Annotated in this window: 22 protein-coding genes; 9 read left to right on the forward strand and 13 right to left on the reverse strand. The window is 74.7% G+C overall.

All coding sequences use genetic code 11. The features are described from left to right. Positions 1 to 3: 3 nt before the first annotated feature. On the reverse strand, positions 4 to 1,293 hold the full coding sequence (locus ACR807_RS10945; protein ID WP_438921134.1) for an ABC transporter substrate-binding protein: 1,290 nt from the start codon (positions 1,291 to 1,293) through the stop codon (positions 4 to 6). Positions 1,294 to 1,451: 158 nt separating this feature from the next. Between ACR807_RS10945 and ACR807_RS10950 the strand changes: the two genes are divergently transcribed. The 3 genes from ACR807_RS10950 to galT are packed head-to-tail and all read left to right on the forward strand — an operon-like array spanning position 1,452 to position 5,328. Beyond that, positions 1,452 to 3,449, forward strand: a complete 1,998-nt coding sequence (locus ACR807_RS10950; RefSeq protein WP_438921135.1) for a beta-galactosidase — start codon at positions 1,452 to 1,454, stop codon at positions 3,447 to 3,449. A gap of 2 nt (positions 3,450 to 3,451) precedes the next feature. Next, positions 3,452 to 4,249, forward strand: coding sequence for a DeoR/GlpR family DNA-binding transcription regulator (locus ACR807_RS10955; RefSeq protein WP_438921194.1), 798 nt, complete (start codon positions 3,452 to 3,454; stop codon positions 4,247 to 4,249). Then, entirely contained in the window at positions 4,246 to 5,328 is a 1,083-nt protein-coding gene (galT, locus tag ACR807_RS10960; protein ID WP_438921136.1) for a galactose-1-phosphate uridylyltransferase, read from the forward strand. Before ACR807_RS10955 ends, galT begins: the two co-directional genes overlap by 4 nt. 96 nt (positions 5,329 to 5,424) lie before the next feature. Here the strand turns inward: galT and ACR807_RS10965 are convergent, their stop codons facing one another. After that, positions 5,425 to 6,030: a proteophosphoglycan 5 gene (locus tag ACR807_RS10965; RefSeq protein WP_438921137.1), complete on the reverse strand. Its 606-nt coding sequence runs from the start codon at positions 6,028 to 6,030 to the stop codon at positions 5,425 to 5,427. A gap of 171 nt (positions 6,031 to 6,201) precedes the next feature. Between ACR807_RS10965 and ACR807_RS10970 the strand changes: the two genes are divergently transcribed. Continuing rightward, positions 6,202 to 8,007, forward strand: a complete 1,806-nt coding sequence (locus ACR807_RS10970) for a S1C family serine protease (RefSeq protein WP_438921138.1) — start codon at positions 6,202 to 6,204, stop codon at positions 8,005 to 8,007. Positions 8,008 to 8,105: 98 nt separating this feature from the next. Here ACR807_RS10970 and ACR807_RS10975 read toward each other — a convergent pair whose 3' ends face one another. From ACR807_RS10975 to ACR807_RS10995, 5 genes are all read right to left on the reverse strand, one after another. Continuing rightward, the gene (locus ACR807_RS10975; RefSeq protein WP_438921139.1) at positions 8,106 to 8,525 is read right to left on the reverse strand and encodes a hypothetical protein; all 420 of its coding nucleotides are present in this window, start codon (positions 8,523 to 8,525) and stop codon (positions 8,106 to 8,108) included. Then, positions 8,522 to 9,601, reverse strand: coding sequence for a molybdopterin-dependent oxidoreductase (locus ACR807_RS10980; RefSeq protein WP_438921195.1), 1,080 nt, complete (start codon positions 9,599 to 9,601; stop codon positions 8,522 to 8,524). Before ACR807_RS10980 ends, ACR807_RS10975 begins: the two co-directional genes overlap by 4 nt. A 463-nt stretch (positions 9,602 to 10,064) precedes the next feature. Next, entirely contained in the window at positions 10,065 to 10,712 is a 648-nt protein-coding gene (locus tag ACR807_RS10985; RefSeq protein WP_438921140.1) for a class I SAM-dependent methyltransferase, read from the reverse strand. Next, positions 10,709 to 11,368 (reverse strand): TIGR04282 family arsenosugar biosynthesis glycosyltransferase, encoded by a 660-nt coding sequence (locus ACR807_RS10990; protein ID WP_438921141.1) that lies wholly within the window; start codon positions 11,366 to 11,368, stop codon positions 10,709 to 10,711. The genes ACR807_RS10985 and ACR807_RS10990 overlap by 4 nt, the downstream gene beginning before the upstream one ends. Next, positions 11,365 to 12,000, reverse strand: a complete 636-nt coding sequence (locus tag ACR807_RS10995; RefSeq protein WP_438921196.1) for a glycosyltransferase family 2 protein — start codon at positions 11,998 to 12,000, stop codon at positions 11,365 to 11,367. Before ACR807_RS10995 ends, ACR807_RS10990 begins: the two co-directional genes overlap by 4 nt. 151 nt (positions 12,001 to 12,151) lie before the next feature. Between ACR807_RS10995 and ACR807_RS11000 the strand changes: the two genes are divergently transcribed. The 3 genes from ACR807_RS11000 to ACR807_RS11010 are packed head-to-tail and all read left to right on the forward strand — an operon-like array spanning position 12,152 to position 15,076. Continuing rightward, on the forward strand, positions 12,152 to 13,372 hold the full coding sequence (locus ACR807_RS11000; RefSeq protein WP_438921142.1) for a hypothetical protein: 1,221 nt from the start codon (positions 12,152 to 12,154) through the stop codon (positions 13,370 to 13,372). A gap of 7 nt (positions 13,373 to 13,379) precedes the next feature. Then, entirely contained in the window at positions 13,380 to 14,063 is a 684-nt protein-coding gene (locus ACR807_RS11005) for a response regulator transcription factor (RefSeq protein WP_438921143.1), read from the forward strand. After that, positions 14,063 to 15,076, forward strand: a complete 1,014-nt coding sequence (locus tag ACR807_RS11010; RefSeq protein WP_438921197.1) for a sensor histidine kinase — start codon at positions 14,063 to 14,065, stop codon at positions 15,074 to 15,076. The genes ACR807_RS11005 and ACR807_RS11010 overlap by 1 nt, the downstream gene beginning before the upstream one ends. 111 nt (positions 15,077 to 15,187) lie before the next feature. On the opposite strand, the gene ACR807_RS11015 is transcribed toward ACR807_RS11010, so the two are convergent. From ACR807_RS11015 to ACR807_RS11025, 3 genes are all read right to left on the reverse strand, one after another. Then, on the reverse strand, positions 15,188 to 16,339 hold the full coding sequence (locus ACR807_RS11015; protein WP_438921198.1) for an RNA polymerase sigma factor: 1,152 nt from the start codon (positions 16,337 to 16,339) through the stop codon (positions 15,188 to 15,190). Positions 16,340 to 16,347: 8 nt separating this feature from the next. Then, positions 16,348 to 16,755, reverse strand: a complete 408-nt coding sequence (locus tag ACR807_RS11020) for a YciI family protein (RefSeq protein WP_438921144.1) — start codon at positions 16,753 to 16,755, stop codon at positions 16,348 to 16,350. A gap of 126 nt (positions 16,756 to 16,881) precedes the next feature. Next, complete coding sequence (locus ACR807_RS11025) at positions 16,882 to 17,901, reverse strand: NAD-dependent epimerase/dehydratase family protein (protein ID WP_438921145.1); 1,020 nt, start codon at positions 17,899 to 17,901, stop codon at positions 16,882 to 16,884. A 95-nt stretch (positions 17,902 to 17,996) separates the two neighbouring features. On the opposite strand from ACR807_RS11025, the gene ACR807_RS11030 reads away from it, so the two are divergent. Continuing rightward, entirely contained in the window at positions 17,997 to 18,497 is a 501-nt protein-coding gene (locus tag ACR807_RS11030; RefSeq protein WP_438921146.1) for a MogA/MoaB family molybdenum cofactor biosynthesis protein, read from the forward strand. Then, positions 18,494 to 18,673: a hypothetical protein gene (locus ACR807_RS11035; RefSeq protein WP_438921147.1), complete on the forward strand. Its 180-nt coding sequence runs from the start codon at positions 18,494 to 18,496 to the stop codon at positions 18,671 to 18,673. Before ACR807_RS11030 ends, ACR807_RS11035 begins: the two co-directional genes overlap by 4 nt. Positions 18,674 to 18,749: 76 nt before the next feature. Here ACR807_RS11035 and mscL read toward each other — a convergent pair whose 3' ends face one another. From mscL to ACR807_RS11050, 3 genes are all read right to left on the reverse strand, one after another. Next, entirely contained in the window at positions 18,750 to 19,178 is a 429-nt protein-coding gene (gene mscL, locus ACR807_RS11040; protein WP_438921148.1) for a large conductance mechanosensitive channel protein MscL, read from the reverse strand. Positions 19,179 to 19,479: 301 nt separating this feature from the next. Further along, positions 19,480 to 19,986 carry an SAF domain-containing protein gene (locus tag ACR807_RS11045; protein ID WP_438921149.1) on the reverse strand — a complete coding sequence of 169 codons (507 nt, stop codon included), beginning with the start codon at positions 19,984 to 19,986 and terminating at the stop codon, positions 19,480 to 19,482. Between the two features lie 85 nt (positions 19,987 to 20,071). After that, entirely contained in the window at positions 20,072 to 20,395 is a 324-nt protein-coding gene (locus tag ACR807_RS11050) for an FmdB family zinc ribbon protein (RefSeq protein WP_438921199.1), read from the reverse strand. Positions 20,396 to 20,398: the final 3 nt, after the last annotated feature.

Genomic DNA, 20,398 nt, shown 5'->3' on the forward strand with positions numbered 1-20,398 from the left:
CCGTCACCCCGTGAAGATCGTCTTCGCCTGGTCGGCCATGCCCTTCAGCACGGAGTCGACGTCGTCGGGGTCCTGGATGAACGCGTTGAGGCCGTTCGTCGCGGCGTCGGAGGCGAACCGGGGGTCGGTGTCGCGGTCGAGGAACTGGGTGATGTGCGCGGCCTCCTCGATGACCTGCGCGGCCTTGAGCTGGAGCGCGTTGTAGCCCGACGTGTCGGCCTCGCCGGAGGTGGCGATCGCGGTCGGGTCGGCCTTGAGGTAGGCCAGCTGCGCGGCGGGCGTGGCCAGGAACTCCAGCAGCTTGCGCGCGCCCGCGGCGTTGCCGGGCTCGCGGGACATCATGTAGCCGTCGATCGGGGCCTCGACGGTGTCCTGGCCGTGCTCGGGGTTGATCTCCGGGTACGGGAAGAAGTCGAGGTCGTCGGCGTCGGGCCCGGTGAACTGCTGGGCGACGAACGAGCCGAGCAGGTACATGCCGGCCTTGCCCTGCTGGAGGCCCTGCGCGGCCTCCTGCCACTCGCGGCCGAGCGCGTTCTCCTGGTGGAACGGCAGCAGCCGCTTCCAGGTGTCGAACACCTCGCGGACCTTCGGCCCCTGCCAGTCCTCCCTGCCCGCCATGAGGTCCACGTGGAACCGGTAACCGTTGACGCGGAAGTTCAGCTGGTCGAACGTGCCCATGCCGGGCCAGCCCTGCTTCTGCGCGAACGCGATGGGCACGAGGCCGTCGGACTTCATCCTCGTGGCCAGGGCGACGAACTCGTCGAGCGTCTTCGGCACCTCGTAGCCGCGCTGCAGCCACACGCTCTTGCGGTGGAACACGCCCCACGGGTACTGGGTGAACGGGATCAGGTACTGCTTGCCGTCCGAGGCGGTGGACGCCTCCTTGAGCGCGGGCCCGTACCCGGCGGAGACCGTCGACCACACCTCGGACAGGTCGCCGGTCAGGCCCTTCTCGGCGAAGAACCGCATCCGGTAGCCCGCGAACCAGGCCAGCACGTCGTCCGGCCTGCCCTGGAGGTAGTTGCTGATCTGCTCCTGGTACTGCTCGTGCTGCTTGGTGTTGACCGCGACCTTGAGCCCGGACCCCTCCTCGAAGGACCTGAGCACGGCGGTGATCGCGTCCTTGGGCACCTGGTCGGACTGGTTGTTGCCGAACGACACCGTGTCCGCCGAGGACCCGCTGCCGCCGGAGCCGCACGCGGCCAGTCCCGGCACGGCCGCCGCGCCCGCACCCGCGAGGAGCAGCCGTAACAGGGCCCGGCGGTTGGGCTTCGGTGCGTAGAACGTCGTCATTGTCGCTCCTACGGGTGACACTCGGCGGTGGTTAAACGAACAGAGAGTCAACAGAAGTACGCACAATGTGGTGGGCGCCACACGCCCTGTCAAGGCTTTCCGAGTGCTGTTGTTTGACTGTGTTGACGTTCGCGTGCAACGTCGAGCACTCTTGTGGCATGACGACTTGGCCCACCGGTATCGCCGGCCCGGCTTGGGGCGCCGACTACAACCCCGAGCAGTGGCCCGAGGCCGTGTGGGCCGACGACGTCGCGCTGATGCGCCGGGCCGGGGTGAACCTGGTGAGCGTCGCGATCTTCTCGTGGGCCCTGCTGGAAGTGGAAGAGGGGCGCTACGAGTTCGGCTGGTTGGACCGCGTCCTGGACCGTTTGCACGAGGCCGGCGTGCGGGTCGACCTCGCCACCGCGACCGCCTCGCCGCCGCCGTGGCTCACCGCCGCGCACGCCGACGAGGTGCTGCCGGTGACCGCCGACGGCACCCGCCTCTCGCACGGCTCGCGCCAGGCGTACTGCCCCAGCTCGACCGTGTACCGGGAGAAGGCCGTCGCGCTGGCCCGCGCCCTGGCCGAGCGGTACCGCGACCACCCCGCGCTGGCCGCCTGGCACGTCAACAACGAGTACGGCTGCCACGTGTCCCGCTGCTGGTGCGACCGGTGCGCGGTCGCCTTCCGGGCGTGGCTGCGGGAGCGGCACGGCACGCTCGACGCGCTCAACGAGGCGTGGGGCACCGCGTTCTGGAGCCAGCGCTACACCTCGTGGGAGCAGGTCCTGCCGCCGCGCGCCACGCCGTCGTTCGGCAACCCCGGCCAGCTGCTCGACTTCGACCGGTTCTCCTCCGACGCCCTGCTGGAGCTGTTCAAGGCCGAGCGGGACGTGCTGCGCGAGGTCACCCCGGGCGTGCCGGTGACGACGAACTTCATGGTGACGTGGACGTTCGGCGCGCTGGACTACTGGAAGTGGGCCGCCGAGGTCGACTTCGTGTCCAACGACCACTACACGCGCGCCGAGGACGACGAGCGGCACGTCGAGCTGGCGTTCTCCGCCGACCTGGCGCGCGGGCTCGCGGGCGGCGCGCCGTGGCTGCTCATGGAGCACTCGACGTCGGCGGTGAACTGGCAGGCCCGCAACGTCGCCAAGCTGCCCGGCGAGCTGCGGCGCAACTCGTTCCAGCACCTCGCGCGCGGCGCGGACGGCACGCTGTTCTTCCAGTGGCGGCAGTCGCGGGCGGGCGCGGAGCGCTACCACTCGGCGATGGTCCCGCACGCCGGCCCGGAGACGCGGGTGTTCCGCGAGGTCGAACGGGTCGGCGCGGAGTACGGCCGCCTCGCCGAGCTGCTCGGCTCCCGGGTCGAGGCGTCCGTGGCGCTGGTCCACGACTGGGAGTCGGGCTGGGCGCTGGCCCAGCCCGCCCACCCGACGTCCGACTTCGACCACCGGGCGAACGCGCTGGCGCTGTACCGGTCGCTGTGGCGCGCGGGCGCGACCGTCGACTTCGTGCCGCCCGGCGCCGACCTGTCCGGGTACGCCCTGGTCGTGCTGCCCGCCCTGCACCTGGTGGACGACGCGTCGCCGTACGAGCGGTACGCCTCCGGCGGCGGGCACCTGCTGGTCACCTACCTGACCGGCACCACCGACCGGCGCGGCCACGTGCACCTCGGCGGCTACCCCGGCCCGTTCCGCGAGCTGCTGGGCGTGCGCACCGAGGAGTTCCACCCGCTGCGCGCCGGGCAGGTCGTCGCGCTGGACGACGGCTCGACCGCCGGGGTGTGGACCGAGCACCTCCGCGTCGAGGGCGCGGAGGCCGTGGCCTCGTACGTCGACGGTCCGCTGCCGGGCGTGCCCGCCGTGACCCGCCACGCGTACGGCGCCGGCGTCGCGCGCTACCTCGCGTGCGGCCTGACCGGCGACGGGCTCGACCGGCTGGTGCGGACCGCCCTGGCCGACGCGGGCGTGCCGGCCGGCGTGCCGGGCGTCGAGGTCGTGCGCCGGCGCGGTGAGGTGTCCGGGACGCCCGTATCGTGGCTGATCGCGGTCAACCACGGCGACTCCGACGCGGAGCTGCCCGCCGCGGGGGTCGAGCTGCTCACGGGCGCACGCGCGTCCGGGCGCCTGGTCGTCCCCGCCGGCGACGTGGTCGTGGTCAGGGAAGAGGTGTGACGGTGCTGGCGCGGCAACGACAAGCGGTGATCCTGGAAGAGGTACGCCGCACGGGCGCGGTCCGGGTGAGCGACCTGGTCGTGCGGCTGGGCGTCTCGGACATGACCGTGCGGCGCGACCTCGACGTGCTCGCCGTGCGCGGCCTCGTGGAGAAGGTGTACGGCGGGGCCACGTCCGTGGTCGGCCGCAGCACCGACGAACCGGGCTTCGAGGCCAAGTCCGTGCGCCAGCTGCCGGAGAAGGAGGCCATCGCCGCGCACGCCGCGGGCCTGGTGCGCCCCGGCACGGCGATCGGGCTGTCCGCGGGCACCACCACGTGGACGCTCGCGCGGTTCCTCGACGACATCCCGGACCTGACCGTGGTGACCAACTCGATCCGGGTCGCCGACGTGCTCCAGCAGAGCGGGCGCACCGACCGCACGGTGGTGCTGACCGGCGGGGTGCGCACGCCGTCCGACGCGCTGGTCGGGCCGGTGGCCGTGCAGGCGCTGAGATCGCTGCACCTGGACGTGGTGTTCCTGGGCGTGCACGGCATGGCCGAGCGCTCCGGCTTCACCACGCCCAACCTGAACGAGAGCGAGACCGACCGCGCCCTGGTGGACGCGGCGGGACGCGTGGTGGTGGTCGCCGACCACACCAAGTGGGGCACCGTCGGCATCTCCACGATCGCCGGGCTGGACGAGGCGGACGTGCTGGTGACGGACGAGGGGTTGGCCGAGCCCGCGCGCGCGGTGCTCGGGGAGCAGGTCGGGGAACTGGTCCTGGCGCACGTGCCGGGGCGCGGAGAGGAACTGGCGTGAGGCGCACGGCGGGGAAACTTGCCGATGGTCGGGAGATCATCTACTTCGACGACACACCGGACGCGCCGCCGCGGCACGCGGTGGACACCCGGGACCTGCCGAGGACGCAGCCGCTGTCGGAGGTGCGGCGCGACCCGCTGACCGGCGAGTGGGTGGCGATGGCCGCGCACCGGCAGACCCGGACGTACAAGCCGCCGGCGGACCTGTGCCCGCTGTGCCCGTCCACACCGGACAAGCCGACCGAGGTCCCCGAGTCGTCCTACGACGTGGCGGTGTTCGAGAACCGGTTCCCGTCGTTCGCGCAGGGCGTGCCGGACCTGCCGTCCACCGTGGACGGGATGCCGATGGTGGCGCGCGCGCCGGGGCGCGGCCGGGCCGAGGTCGTGTGCTTCACCTCGGACCACAACACGTCGTTCGGGCAGCTGCCGGTGTCCCGGGTGCGCACCGTCGTGGACGTGTGGGCCGACCGCACCGCCGCGCTCGGCGGGATGCCGGGCGTGGAGCAGGTCTTCCCGTTCGAGAACCGGGGCGAGGAGATCGGCGTCACCCTGCACCACCCGCACGGCCAGGTCTACGGCTACCCGTTCGTGACGCCGAAGACCGAGCGGATGCTGTCGGTGGCCGCCGACTACCGCGCCGCCCACGGCCGTCCCCTGATGGGCGACGTGCTGGCGGCGGAGCGCGCCGTCGGCACCCGCGTGGTCGCCGAGGGCGCGCACTGGACCGCGTTCGTCCCGGCCGCCGCGCGCTGGCCGGTCGAGGTCCACCTGGTGCCGCACCGCCAGGTCCCCGACCTGCCCGCCCTGACCGACGCCGAGCGGGACGACTTCGCGGCGCTGTACCTGACCGTCCTGCACCGCCTGGACGCCCTCTACGACCGGCCGCTGCCCTACATCGCCGCCTGGCACCAGGCCCCGGTCCGCACCGGCCGCGACCTGGCGTGGCTGCACCTGGAGGTCTTCTCCGTGCTGCGCACCGCCGACAAGCTCAAGTACCTGGCGGGCTCCGAGTCCGGCATGGGCGTCTGGGTCAACGACGCCACCCCCGAGCAGATCGCCGACCGCCTCCGCCCCGCCTGACCCGCGAGTCCAACGCTCACGACCCGCGAGTCATGCGCTCACGACCCGTGAGTCATGCGCTCACGACCCGTGAGTCATGCGCTCGCGACCCGCGGGTCAGAGGAAGCGGCGGGCGGCGGCGGTGCCGGCCGCCGGGTCCCAGCCCGGTCGGGCGCCCACCACGGCGGTCACGAGGTCCTCCGTCACGTCGGCGTCGGCGGCGATCAGCGCGTCCACCGCCTCGGGGCCGGCGTGGTCCTCGGTGAAGTGGGTGATCAGCTCGCGGCACCGCACGTCGTCGGCGAACGGCGGGGCCAACGAGTCGAACCCGTCGTCGAGGTCGTAGTCCGCCCGCCGCCACGCGCCGTCCTCGAAGCCGTACGCGAAGCCCACCCACAGGCCGGCGGCCTGGGCCTCGTCCACGGGCCCCGCCCACCACCCGGGCGCGTCGGCCAGGAGGTCGGTCTCCTCCTCCTGGAAGTACTCGGCGGCACGGCCGTGGTACGTGTCGGAGTACTCGTGGTCGTGCCCCAGCAGCAGGGCCCGGCCCCCGTCGAACCGGTGCAGCTCGGCCCAGTTGCCGCCGCCGTCGTCGTAGTGCCACACCGCGCCGTCCGCCCGGCAGCCGTCGCCCCAGCCGCGCGCGGCGCGCACCGCGGCGAACGCCGCCCACCGCGCCCGCATCCACGTCGGGTCCGGCAGCTCCACCTCGACCAGTGCCACGTCCGCCTCCTCGCAGGGTCGGCGCACATCGTCGCAGCTCCCGCGCGGTCACCGGCCGTGACCCCGGCTCAGCGGGTCACCCGATCCAGGCGGGCCACCCCGGAGGAGTTCACAACTGATGCCCAGTTTCGTTTAAGGCTCCTCTCAGGCGGGCAACGCAGAGTGGTGGACATGACCGAGAGCGAGCAGCCGCGCCAGCCGCAGGAGCCCCAGCAGCACAGCCCCTGGGCCCGCGGCGCCGAGCACGGTCACGAGTACGCCGGCGACCAGCAGCAGGGTGCTGGGCAGCCGGGTCCCGACGGGTCGGCGGCAGGGGTCGACCGGTCGGACGCGGGATCGGCCGGCGCTGTGCAGGGCAGCGCCGGCCGCCCCCGGAACGACGACTTCGGCTCACCGGTCCCCACCGGCGAGCCCGCCCCCGGGACGTCGGCGCACACGAGCGCCGGCCACCCGGCGGACGTCGACCCGCCGGCGGCTGCCGGTCGGTCGAACCCCGGTGAGGCGGGTGCCGTGCAGGGCGGCGCCGGCCAGGCCGGGCAGGGTGTGGCCGGTGCCGTGCAGGGCGGCGCCGGTCGGACCGACGGCGGGGTGGGTGCCGTGCAGGGCGGCCCCCACCCCACCGCAGGCCAGGCCGGGACGGGTGGGTTCGGCGCCGCGCAGGGCGGCGCCGGGTTCCCCGCGACCGGTCCGGGCACCGGGGCGGGAGCCTGGCAGGGAGGCTTCCAGCGCCCGGAGCACACCGGCCCGTACGGCGCCGCGCAGACCGCCGTGCAGGGCCACCCCGGCTCGTCCGCCCCCTCCCCTTCGGGTGCGGCGCAGCCGGACGGGCCCGGCGCGCCGGGGGTCTTCCCCGGCCAGTCGGGCCCCTACTACGCACCGCCCGGATCGGTCGTCACCGCACCCCCGCGACGGGGTCGGGGCAAGGTGGTCGCCGGGGTCGCCGCGCTCGTGCTCGCCGTCGGAGGAGTGGCGGGCGGGGTCGGCGGCTACGTCGGCTACGAGGCGGCGGACCGGTCCGGGCCGGTCGCCAACGCGCTCAACCAGGCCCCACCCGCGCAGCGGACCGGCGCGGCGGCCGAGGGCTCGATCGAGCAGGTCGCCCAGAAGGTGCTGCCCACCGTCGTGCAGGTGCAGGTGAGCGGCGGCGCCGGGTCCGGGTTCGTGCTCAGCTCCGACGGCCTCGTGCTGACCAACAACCACGTGGTCGAGTCGGCCGCGGGCGGCGGCCCCATCAAGGTGCAGCTCCAGGACGGCCGCTCGTTCGACGCGCGGATCGTCGGCCGCGACCCGACGTCCGACCTGGCCGTGGTGAAGGCCGAGGACGTCGACGACCTGCCCGTGGCCGAGCTGGGCAACTCCTCGGACCTGCGCATCGGCCAGCAGGTCGTGGCCGTCGGGTCGCCGTTCGACCTCAACGGCACGGTGACGTCCGGCATCGTCAGCTCCCTCAACCGCCCCGTGCGGGCGGGCGGCGAGCAGGGCACCCAGGCCACGGTGCTCAACGCCATCCAGACCGACGCGGCGATCAACCCCGGCAACTCCGGCGGCCCGCTGGTGAACATGCAGGGCCAGGTCGTCGGCATCAACTCCGCCATCTACAGCCCGAACTCCGGCCAGTCGGCGCAGGGCGGTTCGGTCGGCATCGGCTTCGCCATCCCGGTCGACCAGGCCCGGCGGACGGCGAAGGAGCTGTCCGAGACCGGCAAGGCCACGCAGACCGTGCTGGGCGTCTCGGTCGGCGACGACGAGGACGGCGGCGCGCTGGTCCGCGAGGTCACGGCGGGTGGCGCGGCCGAGGCGGCAGGCGTGAAGGCCGGCGACGTGATCACCAGGTTCGGCGACCGCCCGATCGACAGCTCCGACGCCCTGGTGGCGGCCGTCCGGTCCCGCGCACCGGGCGAGAAGGTGCAGCTGACCATCGGCCGCGACCGGACCGTCGAGGTGACGCTGGGCAGCCAGCCCGTCGAGGTCAGGTAACCCGAGGCTCCACCGGCCCGACGTGCCCCGGGCCGGTGGTGGAACCCGGCTCGCGTGCCCCCGAGCCGGAGACGAGGCCGCATCCCGGCGAGTACCCCTCACCCGCCGGAGTGCGGCCCTTTCCTTTCCCGGACCAGGCCCCTCACGAGGCCGGTCACGAGCACGCCGAGCCAGATCGCGGCGACGGCCGCCAGCAGCCACGGCCCGTGGGCGCGGTCGTGCAGGCCGGGGTTGGCCGGTCCCGCGTGCGGCCGCCACAGCAGCGGCACGGCGAGCAGCACGAGCACCCCGGACAGCACCCCGCCGACCACCACCGGCACCCGCCACGGCGCGGCCACCCACCGCGCGACCGCCAACCCGACGCCGCCGACGAGCGGTGCCAGCAGCAGGTCGTGCGCCACCGGACCGCCGAGGAACCACACCAGCAGGTCAACGTCCAGCAGGGGGAGCAGCAGCACCGCGCCCCACAGCCCGGCGGCGACGCCGAGCGCGCCGAGCACCCACCTGAACGCCCTCACGTCGCCGGCCCCAGCTTCACGACCCACTTGGTCTGGAGCACCCCGGGGCGGTTCGGCGCGACGAGCCGGCACGGGTGGCCGTGGTCGAGCGGCAGGGGAGCGCCGTCGAGGCGCAGCGCCAGCAGCGTCAGCGGGTCGCGGACGTGCGCGGCGGGCAGCGTCGAGGTCCGGTAGAGCCCGTCGCGCTCCAGCGACTCGACCACGACGTCGGTGGGGTCCAGCCCGGCCAGCGCCAGCAGGTCCCGCACGGGCACGCCGGTCCACGTGGCCGACGCGCTCCACCCCTCGACGCACGCGATCGGCAGCTCGGCCGTCGTCTGCGGCAACGCCCCCAGCTCGGCCAGGCCGAACCGCCGGCCGCCCACGGTGAGCCGCCAGTCGTCGCCCACGGGTTCCACGCCGGCCGCCCGCGCCGTGCGGTTGACCGGCAGCCGGGTGGAGCGCGCGCCGAGCACCGACACCTGCCGCAGCCACGGCACCGTGCCGCCCGCCGTGGCCAGCACCGCGAGCGCCACCGCCCCGCCGGTGGTGAGCAGGAACCCGCGCCGCGACAACGTCCCGCGCCGGACTTCCTCCGTTGGTGGCGGGGTGCGGAACAGCGGCATCTTCACGGCGACGTGCACGAGCAGCGCGCCGACCGCGACCCAGGCGACCGCGTAGTGGGCCGGGGGGAAGAAGAAGCCCCACGGGTAGTTCTGGGCGGCGTTGAACAACCCGGTGACCAGTTCGAAGAACGCCGCGCCCAGCAGGACGAGGACGGAGCCGCGCTCCAGGGCGTGCGGGACGTTCCGCACGAGCGGGCGACCGAACAGCTTCGGGTAGACCGTCCACAGCTTGGCCAGCAGCAGCGGGATCGCCGCCACGCCCGAGGTGACGTGCACGCCCTGCGTGACCCGGTACAGCCAGACCGGCCTGGTGGGCCACGCGAACCACCCCGGCGGGTGCTGGATGGCGTGACTGAGCAGGCCGGTCACGAAGCACAGCCCGAATGCCACCCCCAACCAAGCGCCGATTCTGGTGGCGGTGTGCGGACTCGATTCCCGACGCACTCGCGGCACTCTCACAACCGCTCCAATTCCCACACCCGACAATCCCCTCGTTCAACAATCCAACAGACCCGCAACTGCACTGCACCAAGCCGACAATCCCCTCGTCCAACAATCCAACAGACCCGCAACTGCACTGCACCAAGCCGGCAATCCCCTTGTTCAACAATCCGGCGATCCGACCAAGCGTCGCGCCGCCCTGTAGACGCAAGCGTTTGCGCGCTGATCACCGCCCTGCTTGCCGCTCTAGTCACTGCCCTGATCGCCGCGCTGGTTGCCGCCCTGGTCGCCGAGTTGGTTGCCGCGCTGGTTGCCGCGCTGGGCGCCGCTCTGGTTGCCAAGCTGATTGCCGGCTGGTTGCCGCGCTGGCCCACGCGCCGGGTTGCGCGCAGGCGCAGGCGGTTGCCGTCATGAATTCGGCTCGGTTTGTGCGGCGGCTTTCGGGCGGCTTTCGGGCGGGCGTCGGTTGCCGCTGGGCTGCGGCCGCGGTGGGTCAGGATCGTTCTAGTTCTACGAAGCAGCGATTCTTTTGTTCAACAATCCGACGGGGTGACAATCCGGCGTGTTCGGCCGCCGCTGTGAGGGCTTGGGCGTCCACTCGGGCCCAGGGGAACCAGGCGCCGCCGTTGATCCGGGCTGGGCCACGCCACAGACCGCAGCCGGGGGGTTCGGTTTCGACCAGGACGGTGCCGTGGCGGTGCAGCAGGCGGCGGGTGCGGCGGAGGAGGGCTGTCGGGTCGCCGCCGATGCCGATGTTGCCGTCGGCCAGCAGCGCGTGCCGCCACCGTCCGGTACCGGGCAGCCGTCCGAACACGTCGCGCCGCAACGCGGGCCCGCCCCGCGCCCTGGTCAACGCCACCGCGAGCGGCGACTTGTCCACCCCCAGCACGGTGACGCCCCGCCTCGCCAACGCCGCGACCAGCCGCCCCGGGCCGCACCCGAGGTCGATGGTCGCGCCTCGGCAGGCGTCGAGCAGCACCGCGTCGCCGTTCGCAGCGTCGCCAGCCGCGGCGTCGCCAGCCGCAGCGCCGCTGCCCGTTGCGTCGTCGTGCCACCGCGCGACCGGCAGCACCTGCGAACCGCCGTCGCCGAACTCCAACCGGCACTCCGCACCGCCCAGCCCCACGTCGAACGCGGTCACCTCGCCACCCCCAGCCGCGCGAACGCCTCGGCGAACCGCGTCCCCGGCGCCGCGTCCGCGACCTCCCGGGCCGCCACCACGTCGTCCACATCGGACAGTGCCGGCGCGGTCCCCACCGCGCGGTCCCGGAAGGCGAGCACCGTGCGCACCCCCGTGTCGTCGCGCGACATCGGCACGTCCGCCAACCGCCGCGCCAGGGCGGGCTCCCGCAGACCGAGCGCCCACCAGCCGCCGTCCAGCGCGGGACCCACCACCACGTCGTGCCCGTCGAGCAGCCCGATCGCCCCGCCGAGCAGCGCGGGCGTGACCTGCGGCGTGTCCATGCCGATCTGGAACACCGGCAGGCCGTGCGCCCGGTGCGCGTCGGCGTGCGCGTTGGCCAACCGCTCGCCGAACCCGTCACCCCGCTGCGGGACGACGACGCAGTGCCGCAGCGCCGCCCGCACCTCGTCCTCGCGCCGGGCCGCGCCCAGGTCCCCGGTCAACGCCACCACCGGCCGCGCGCCCGGCGTCCGCAGCACCGCGTCCAGCGTGTCCAGCAGCGCGGCGGCGGCCAGGTCGGCCGCCTCCTCCGGCGACGCGGGCGGGCACAGCCGCGTCTTCGCCAACCCCGGCACCGGGGCCTTGGCGACCACCAGCAGGCTGACCGGCGTCACCGCAGCACCCCCGCCATGTCGCGCACCGCGCGCACCGTGCCGCGCACCGAACCCGACACCTTCGACCTCGTCCCGGCCGCGCGCGGGCCGTAGGGCACGTCCCGCTCCACCACCCGCCACCCCGCCGCGCCCGCGCGCAGCAGCAGTTCGAGCGGGTAGCCGAACGCCCGGTCGCGCACCCCCAGGTCGAGCAGGTCGCGGCGGCGGAACGCGCGCACCGGGGCGATGTCGCGCACCGGCAGGCCGCGCCGCCGCAGCAGGGCCGCCAGCACCGCGTTGCCCGCCCGCGCGTGCCACGGCCAACTCCCCGCCGACGGCACCCGCCGCCCGACCGCCAGGTCCGCGCCCGCCAGCAGCGCCACGAGCGCCGGCAGGTCGCCGGGGTCGAGCGAGCCGTCCGCGTCGAGCACGCACACCACCTCCGACCGCGCCCGCTCCACGCCCGCGTGCACCGCCGCGCCGTACCCGGGCCGGGGTTCGTGCACCACCTCCGCGCCGAGCGAGCGCGCGACATCGGGCGACCCGTCGCGCGATCCGTTGTCCACCACCAGGGGCCGGTAGCCGGCGGGCATCGCGCCGAGCACCAGCGGGAGCGCCGCCGCCTCGTCCAGGCAGGGGAGCACCACGTCGATTTCGTCCACACCCCGAGCATCGGTCCACCGTGGAGGGTGCAGAACCCTTGCGGTGCTTACCGAATCCTGACGTGCGGCCCACTCCTTACGGACCGCTGACGGATGCTGCCGCACGCCCTCCGCCGGCCCCCGGACGCCCTACGGTGGGCGCGTGCCCCGTGTCCTGGCCGCCGCGGCCCTGGTCGTCCTCGCCGCCGTGGTCGGTGCGGGCCTCGACCCCGACCTGACGTTCGCGGGCGCGCCGCCGCTGTTCGCCACGTGGCTGCCGCACGTCGGCGTCGGCACGCCCCTCGCGGTCCTGGTGGCCGTCGCCGTCGTCGCGCGCGGCCCGGACCTGGCGGCGCGGCTGCCGTGGCGGGCGGCCCTCGGCGCGACCTGGGTGGCGACGGTGGCGTGGACGACCTCCCTCGCCCTGGTGGACGGCTGGGAACGCGGCTTCGCGGGCAGGCTCACCACGTCCGACGAGTACCTGCACGAGGTGCCGGGCGTCACCGACGTGCCCGGCCTGCTGCGCGGGTTCGCCGACCGCGTCCTCGACTTCCAGCCCGACTCGTGGACCACGCACGTGTCCGGGCACCCGCCGGGCGCGCTGCTGGTGTACGTCGGCCTGGACCGGGTCGGGCTGGCCGGCGGCGCGTGGGCGTCGGCGTTCACCGTGCTGGTCGGCGCGCTGGTGGCGGTGGCCGTGCCGGTGACCGTGCGGGCGGTGGTGTCCGAGGGGCACGCCCGCGCGGTGCTGCCGTTCGTGGCGCTGTTCCCCGGCGCGGTGTGGTTCGGGGTGTCGGCGGACGGGCTGTTCGCGGGCGTCGCGGCGTGCGGGGTGGCGCTGCTCGCGGTCGGCCGGCCGCTGCTCGGCGGGGTCGTGCTCGGGTTCGCGCTGTTCCTGTCCTACGGGCTGGTGCTGCTGGGCGTGCTCGCGCTGGCCGTGCTGTGGCGGCGCGGGGCCGCGCGGTGGCGGGAGGTCGGCGTGGCCGTGCTGGGCGCGGCGGTGGTGGTGGCGGTGTTCGCGGCCCTCGGGTTCTGGTGGCTCGACGGCTACCACCTGGTCGTGGAGCGGTACCACCAGGGCATAGCCTCGTCCCGCTGGTACGGCTACTGGGTGTGGGCGAACCTCGCGGCGGCGGTCTTGGCCTGCGGGTTCGCCCCGTTCGCGGCGCGGTGGCGCGGCCCGGCGCTGGTGCTCGCGGGCGCGGCGGCGGCCACGGTCCTGCTGGCCGACGCGTCGGGGCTGAGCAAGGCCGAGGTCGAGCGCATCTGGCTGCCGTTCACGGTGTGGCTGGTGGTGCTGGTGCCCGACCGGCGACGACCATGGCTCGTGGTGCAAGCGGTGACCGCGCTCGCGGTCAACCACCTCCTGCTGACCAACTGGTGAGGCTGCTGTGGACAGGGTGCTCGTCGTGGACGACGACGTGGTGGTGCGGGACGTGGTCCGCCGCTACCTGGAGCTGGCCGGGCACGAGGTCGAGCTGGTCGGCGACGGCGAGACCGCGCTGCGCCGGTTCGCCGAGCGGGAACCGGACCTCGTGGTGCTCGACCTGATGCTGCCCGGCGTGGACGGCCTGGAGGTGTGCCGGCTGCTGCGGCGGCGCAGCGCCGTGCCCGTGGTGATGCTGACCGCGCTCGGCCAGGAGGAGGACCGCATCGCCGGCCTCCAGCTCGGCGCGGACGACTACGTGACCAAGCCGTTCAGCCCGCGCGAGCTGGCGCTGCGCGTCACGTCCGTGCTGCGGCGGTCGAGGGCGGCGGCGGTGCGGTCGCCCTCGGTGCTGGAGGACCGAGGGCTGCGCGTGGACGTGGGCGCGCGATCGGCGGAGCTGGGCGGGGCGGAGCTGGCGCTCACCACCCGCGAGTTCGACCTGCTGGTGTTCTTCCTGACCCACCGGGGCACCGCGTTCTCCCGCGCCGACCTGCTGGCGCGGGTGTGGGGCTGGGAGTTCGGCGACCAGTCCACCGTGACCGTCCACGTGCGGCGGCTGCGGGAGAAGGTCGAGGCCGACCCGGCGCGGCCGGTGCGCATCGCGACCGTGTGGGGCGTCGGCTACCGGTACGACGGGGGCGCGTGATGCTGGTCGAGGTCGGGCACGTCCTCCCGTACGCGGTGCTGTTCTCGCTGCCGCTGGCGCTGATCGGCGTGCTCGTGCTGCGGCGGTCGACGGACGGCTCGCTGGCGCGCGCGATGACCGTGCTGGCGATCGTGCCGGTGGTGGCGACCATCGGCGGGGTGCTCGCGGTGAGCGGGTTCATGTTCACCCCGATCCTGATGACGACGCTGCTGGTGTGCGTGCTGGTGGCCCTGGTGACGGTGCCGGCCGCGGTGCTGTCGGGGCGGGCGCTGGCGCGGCGCAGCGTGTGGGAGCGGGAGGCGCGGGCCCGGGAGCGCGCGGCCGAGGCGTCGCGGCGCGAGCTGGTGGCGTGGATCAGCCACGACCTGCGCACGCCGCTGGCGGGCATCCGGGCGATGGCCGAGGCGCTCGCGGACGGCGTCGTCGCGCGGCCGGACGAGGTCACCGACTACGCGGGGCGCATCTCGGCGGAGGCCGAGGCGCTGTCCGGGATGGTCGACGACCTGTTCGAGCTGTCCCGCATCACCGCCGGCGCGCTCCGGCTGACCCTCTCCGACGTGCCGCTGGCGGACGTGGTGAGCGAGGTCGTGGCGGCCGAGTCGCCGGTGGCGTCCCGCAAGGGCGTGGTGCTGCGGGCGGACGCCGCGACGTGGCCCGTGGTGCCGGGCAGCGACCCGGAGCTGGCGCGCGTCGTGCGCAACCTGCTGTCCAACGCGATCCGGCACACCCCGCCGGACGGCACGGTGGCCGTGCGGGTCGACGTGGACGGCCCCTCGGCGCTGCTGCGCGTGGACGACGCGTGCGGCGGCATCCCGGACACCGACCTGCCGCGCGTGTTCGACGTGGCCTTCCGCGGCGCCCCGCACCGCCGTCCCGTGGGCGGCGGCCTGGGCCTGGCCATCGCGCGCGGCCTGGTCGAGGCGCACCGCGGCACGATCACCGCCCGCAACCACGGCCCCGGCTGCCGCTTCGAGGTCCGCCTCCCCCTGGTCGCGGCCGACGGCCCCGCCTGACGCGCGGGGTCGCCCACTCCCGCACGCGTCAGGCGGCCGTCACCGCCGTCCGTCACCGCCGTCCGTCATCGGCGGGTGCCACTGGCGGCTGTCGGTGGCGGCTGTCGGGTATCACTCCCCGACGCCGGGACGGGCGTTGAGGCGGGCGGCCTGGCGGGTCAGGTGGACGTGCTCGGCGAGCGTGGTCGCCCGGCGGGCCGCCTCGGCGTACAGGCGCGCCGCCGTCACCGGGTCGCCGTCGCGCTCGTGCAGGTACGCCGCCACCGCCGTGTGGCGCGGCAGCGAGTCGTCCAGCTCCGCGAGCGCCGCCAGCCCCGCGCGCGGCCCGTCCGCCTCGCCCACGGCCACCGCGCGGTTGAGCCGGACGACCGGGCTGTCGGTCAGGCGCGCCAGCTCGTCGTACCACTCCACCACCTGCACCCAGTCGGTCTCCCCGGCGGTGGGCGCGTCGGCGTGCAGCGCGGCGATGGCGGCCTGGGCCTGGAACTCGCCCAGCCGGTCGCGGGCGAGGGCCGCCTGGAGGATGCCGACCCCCTCGGCGATCGCCCCCGTGTCCCACAGCCCGCGGTCCTGCTCGGCGAGCGGCACCAGGCTGCCGTCCGGCGCGGTCCGGCTCGCGCGCCGGGCGTGGTGCAGCAGCATGAGGGCGAGCAGCCCCGCCACCTCCGGGTGGTCGATCGACGCCGCGAGCTGCCGGGTGAGCCGGACGGCCTCGGCGGCGAGGTCGACGTCGCCGGAGTAGCCCTCGTTGAACACCAGGTAGAGGACGCGCAGCACGGTGGCGACGTCGCCGGGCCGGTCGAACCGCACGTCGGCGACGGTGCGCTTGGCGCGGCTGATCCGCTGCGCCATCGTCGCCTCGGGCACCAGGTAGGCCCGGGCGATCTGGCGGGTGGTCAGCCCGCCGACGGCGCGCAGCGTGAGCGCGACCGCCGACGACGGCGTCAGCGACGGGTGGGCGCACAGGAAGTAGAGCTGGAGCGTGTCGTCCACCGCGGGCGCGGGTCCGGGCGGCGGCTCCTCGTCGAGCGCGTCCTCCCGCCGGCGGCGGGCGGCGTCCGCCCTGGTCGCGTCGAGGAACCGGCGCCAGGCCACCGTGACCAGCCAGCCCTTCGGGTCGCGCGGCGGGTCGTCGGACCAGGTGCGGACCGCCTCGACCAGCGCGTCCTGCACGGCGTCCTCGGCCGCCGCGAAATCCACCCCGCGGCGGACGAGGACCCCGAGCACGCCGGGCGTGAGGCTCCGGATCAGGGCCTCGTCCATGCCGGTGGTCACTCCGTGATCGTGGGCGGCGCCGACAGGAACGGGCGCAGTTCGAGCCACTCGTGGATCGGCTTCCCGCCCGCCCCCGGCGCGGCCGACAGCTCACCGGCCAGCTCGACGGCGCGCTCGTAGCTGTCGACGTCGATCACCATCCAGCCCGCGATGAGGTCCTTGGTCTCGGCGAACGGGCCGTCGGTGACCGGCGGTCGCCCCTCGCCGTCGTACCGGACGAACGTCCCCTCGGGGGCGAGCGCCTGGCCGTCGACGAACTCGCCGGTCTTCTCCAGCCGGTCCGCGAAGTCCCGCATGTACGCGACGTGCGCCGTGATCTCCTCCGGCGCCCACTGGTCCATGGGGACGTCGTTGACCGCCGCCGGCGCGCCGCGGTAGTGCTTGAGCAGCAGGTACTTGGCCATCGTGGTTCTCCTCGGTGCGGGCCGACCCAGTGTGGTCGCGTTCATCCGGGGGACGCGGCCGGGTACGGGTTCTCGACATCGCCGGCGAGGATTCCCGCGAAATTTTTTGACGCTCCCCCGAACCGCTCAGCGCAGCGGGTCGGTGGCGAACCGCTCGACGCCCTCGGCGAACGACGTGCGGGCACGGAAGCCGAGCAGGTCACGGGCCCGGCCCGGGTCGGCCACCACGTGCCGCACGTCCGCCGCCCGCGCCCCGCCGACGACCCGCGGCGCGGGCCCGCCGCACGCCCGCGCCAGGTGCCCGGCCAGCTCGCCGACCGTGCGCGGCTCGCCCGAGCAGATGTTCACCGGCGTGAGGGCCCCCGCCTCGCCCTCCCGCTCCACCGCCGCCAGGTTGGCCCGCGCCACGTCCGAGACGTGCACGAAGTCCCGCCGCTGCCGCCCGTCCTCCAGCACGGTCGGGGCCTCGCCGCGCTCCAGCGCCGACCGGAACAGGCTCGCCACGCCCGCGTACGGCGTGTCCCGGGGCATCCGCGGCCCGTAGGCGTTGTGGTAGCGCAACGCCCACACGTGCCCGCCGGTCTGCCGCGCCCACGCCGCCGCGTAGTGCTCCTGGGCGAGCTTGCTCGCGGCGTACGTGCTGCGCGGGTCGAGCGGCGCGTCCTCGGGCACCAGGCGCGGCTCCAGCGGTTCACCGCACCGGGGGCACGGCGGCTCGTAGCGGCCCCCGTCCACGTCGGCCTGCCGGCGCGGCGCGGCCCGCACCACGCCGTGCTCGGCGCACTCGTAGCGGCCCTCGCCGTAGACCACCACGGACGACGCCAGCACCAGCCGCCCCACCCCGGCCCGGTGCATCGCGGCCAGCAGCACGGCCGTGCCCAGGTCGTTGTTGCGGGCGTACAGCGGGGCGTCGGCCGGGTCGAGCCCGTGCCCGACGACCGCCGCCTGGTGGCACACGACGTCCACACCGGCCAGCAGCCGGCGGACCGCGTCGAGGTCGGTCACGTCGTGCGCCGGCCCGGTCGGCGTCGGGTGCGCCTGGGGCAGGTAGGCGTCGAGGACGACCACCTCGTGCCCGGACAGCCGCGCCCGGTCGGCGATGTGTGACCCGATGAACCCGGCTCCGCCGGTGAGGAGAACGCGCACGTCACCGACGTTAGGGGCGCGACGACCGGAACACGCGGGCCCACAGCGTCATGTCACGGAACCGTCAGATCCGGTGATTGGCTACGGTTGCCCGCATGGAACGCAGCGCGCAGCGCCTGGGACGCGCCCTCGTCGTGATCGTGGACGACAGGGTGGCGCACGGGGAGCACGACGACAGCACGGGTCCGCTGGTCACCGAGCTGCTGGAAGAAGCGGGGTTCATCGTCGACGGCACCGTCGCGGTGGAGGGCGAGATCGTGGACATCCGCGCCGCCCTCAACACCGCGGTGATCGGCGGTGTCGACCTGGTCGTCACCGTCGGCGGCACGGGCGTGTCGCCGCGCGACGTCACACCGGACGCCACGCAGGGCGTCCTCGACCGGCCGATCAGCGGCATCGCGGAGGCGCTGCGCGCCTCGGGCCTGGCGGCGGGCGCCGTGGACGCCGGCATCTCCCGCGGCCTGGTGGGCATCTCCGGCAGCACCCTCGTGGTCAACCTCGCGGGTTCCCGCTCGGCGGTCCGCGACGGCATGGCGACCCTCTCGGCCCTCGTGCCCTACGTGATCGACCAGATCTCGGGCCTAGAAGAGTCGTGACGACCCCGCAGGACGACGACGCCGCGACCGCCCGCGCACGCGAGGCGGCCCGGCGTCGCCGCCTGGCCGAGGTCTTCGGCGACGTCCTCCCGGACGGCACCTCGGACGACCCGCGCCCCACTCCCCGGGACGAGGACTGGTACCGGGAGAACCGCCCCCCGCACCACGGCGGCTGACGCCCGAACCCGATCGCCCGGACCCGACCGGCCTGAACTGACCGGCCGGTCCGGCCGCCCCGCCCCTCCGGCGGGCTCAGGCGTCGTCGTCGTAGCGGCGCTGCAAGGGCGTCTGGGTCTTCTGCTGGGCCGCCATCAGGTCGCGGATCTCCTTGAGCAGCTCGACGTCGGTCGGCTCGTGCGGACCGGCCTCCTCGCCCCGCTTGCGACGATCCTTGATCTTGTTCATCGGCAGCACGAAGATGAAGTAGACGACCGCCGCCACGATCATGAAGTTGATGATCGACGTGATGATCGCGCCGAAGTCCATGACGGTCTTCTCGTTGTCGCCGAGCTGCACCGCGAGCCCGTTGACGTTGGCGCCGCCGAACGACGCGATGATCGGGTTGATCAGGTAGGACGTGAACGCCTTCACGATGTCGTTGAACGCGGCGCCGATGACCACGGCCACGGCCAGGTCGATGACGTTGCCGCGCATCAGGAAGTCCTTGAAGCCCTTGATCACTGCTGACTCCTCCGTCCGGGGGTGCTGGGCGAGCGGAGGGTAACGGCTCGGGCCGCACCGGGTGCCCGCGAGCCGGACGTGGTGCTCTCCGCGATCACCCGTCCCCTACCCGCGGACGCCGGACCCGAACGCACCGGACGGCCGAAACCGGTGGCGTTGGCGGTGGCGGCACGGTTCCGGCGCGGCCCCGGCGCGCGTGGCCCGCCGGGCTCGCCCGCCGGACGTGCCAGGCGTGCGGGAACCTGCCGGGTGCCAGGCGTGCGGGAGCGCGCCGGGCGGGGGTGTGGAACGCGGCCGGTGGTCAGCGGAGGGTGAGGGCGACCGGGTTGGCCAGGGACTCGGCGGCCACCCGCCGGGCCGTCGCGCGGTCCACCGAGATCACCACCACCTCACCGTCCCGCACCGCCACCACGGACGCGTCCGACGCCAGCACGCGCGCCTCCGCGCCCACCACGTCGACCCGGCTCCCCGGTCTCAGCAGCCCGGCCACGCCGGCGTCGGCCAGCCGCACCGCCACCGAGGACGCACCGGGGGTCGCCGACGCCAGCCGGGCGTCCGTCAACGGCTCGCCCGACCTCGCCGCGCTGACCAGCGCACGCCCCACCGCGTCCGCCCGCGCCACCGCGCCCGACGGCACCAGCGGCGGCGGCAGCGACGCCACCCGGACGTCGTCCTCCGTCAGCGGCACGTCGGGGGGCAGGTCGCGCGCCGCCACGACCACCTCGACCGAGGGGCCCGCCGGCAGCACGGCCAGGACGACCGCCACCAGCGCCAGCACACCCGCCAAGATCCTTCTGATGAGCACCATGGGATCGACGGTAGGGGCGGGCGGGAGGTGGGGACAGCACGAGTCCCGGAGCTGTGGACAACTCCGGGACCTGTGGACAACTACCTCAGGACGCGGCCGCGGCGGGCGTCGACGACGAGGAAGAGGAGGAGGAAGAGGACGGGGTCGAGGCCGGCGTCGACGAGGTCGACTCGCTCTTCGACTCGCCCTTCGACTCGCCCTTGGCCGCCGGCGCGGACGGGGACGCGGAGGAGGACCGGCTGTCGTTGCGGTAGAAGCCGCTGCCCTTGAACACCACGCCCACCGCGCCGTAGAGCTTGCGCAGCCTGCCCGCGCACTCGGGGCAGTCGGTCAGCGCGTTGTCGGTGAAGGCCTGCACCGCCTCGAACCGGTGGTCGCACTCGGTGCAGGCGTACTGGTAGGTCGGCACGGT

Source organism: Saccharothrix sabaoui (assembly GCF_051756985.1).
In the GTDB taxonomy this organism is placed as follows: domain Bacteria; phylum Actinomycetota; class Actinomycetes; order Mycobacteriales; family Pseudonocardiaceae; genus Actinosynnema.

Bases quoted from the DNA above. Each gene is read 5' to 3' on its own strand.
- ACR807_RS10950 (WP_438921135.1), top strand. From the start codon at position 1,452: ATGACGACTTGGCCCACCGGTATCGCCGGCCCGGCTTGGGGCGCCGAC.
- ACR807_RS11030 (WP_438921146.1), top strand. From the start codon at position 17,997: ATGGAACGCAGCGCGCAGCGCCTGGGACGCGCCCTCGTCGTGATCGTG.
- ACR807_RS10970 (WP_438921138.1), top strand. From the start codon at position 6,202: ATGACCGAGAGCGAGCAGCCGCGCCAGCCGCAGGAGCCCCAGCAGCAC.
- ACR807_RS11015 (WP_438921198.1), bottom strand. From the start codon at position 16,339: ATGGACGAGGCCCTGATCCGGAGCCTCACGCCCGGCGTGCTCGGGGTC.
- ACR807_RS10945 (WP_438921134.1), bottom strand. From the start codon at position 1,293: ATGACGACGTTCTACGCACCGAAGCCCAACCGCCGGGCCCTGTTACGG.
- ACR807_RS11045 (WP_438921149.1), bottom strand. From the start codon at position 19,986: ATGGTGCTCATCAGAAGGATCTTGGCGGGTGTGCTGGCGCTGGTGGCG.
- ACR807_RS11020 (WP_438921144.1), bottom strand. From the start codon at position 16,755: ATGGCCAAGTACCTGCTGCTCAAGCACTACCGCGGCGCGCCGGCGGCG.
- ACR807_RS11010 (WP_438921197.1), top strand. From the start codon at position 14,063: ATGCTGGTCGAGGTCGGGCACGTCCTCCCGTACGCGGTGCTGTTCTCG.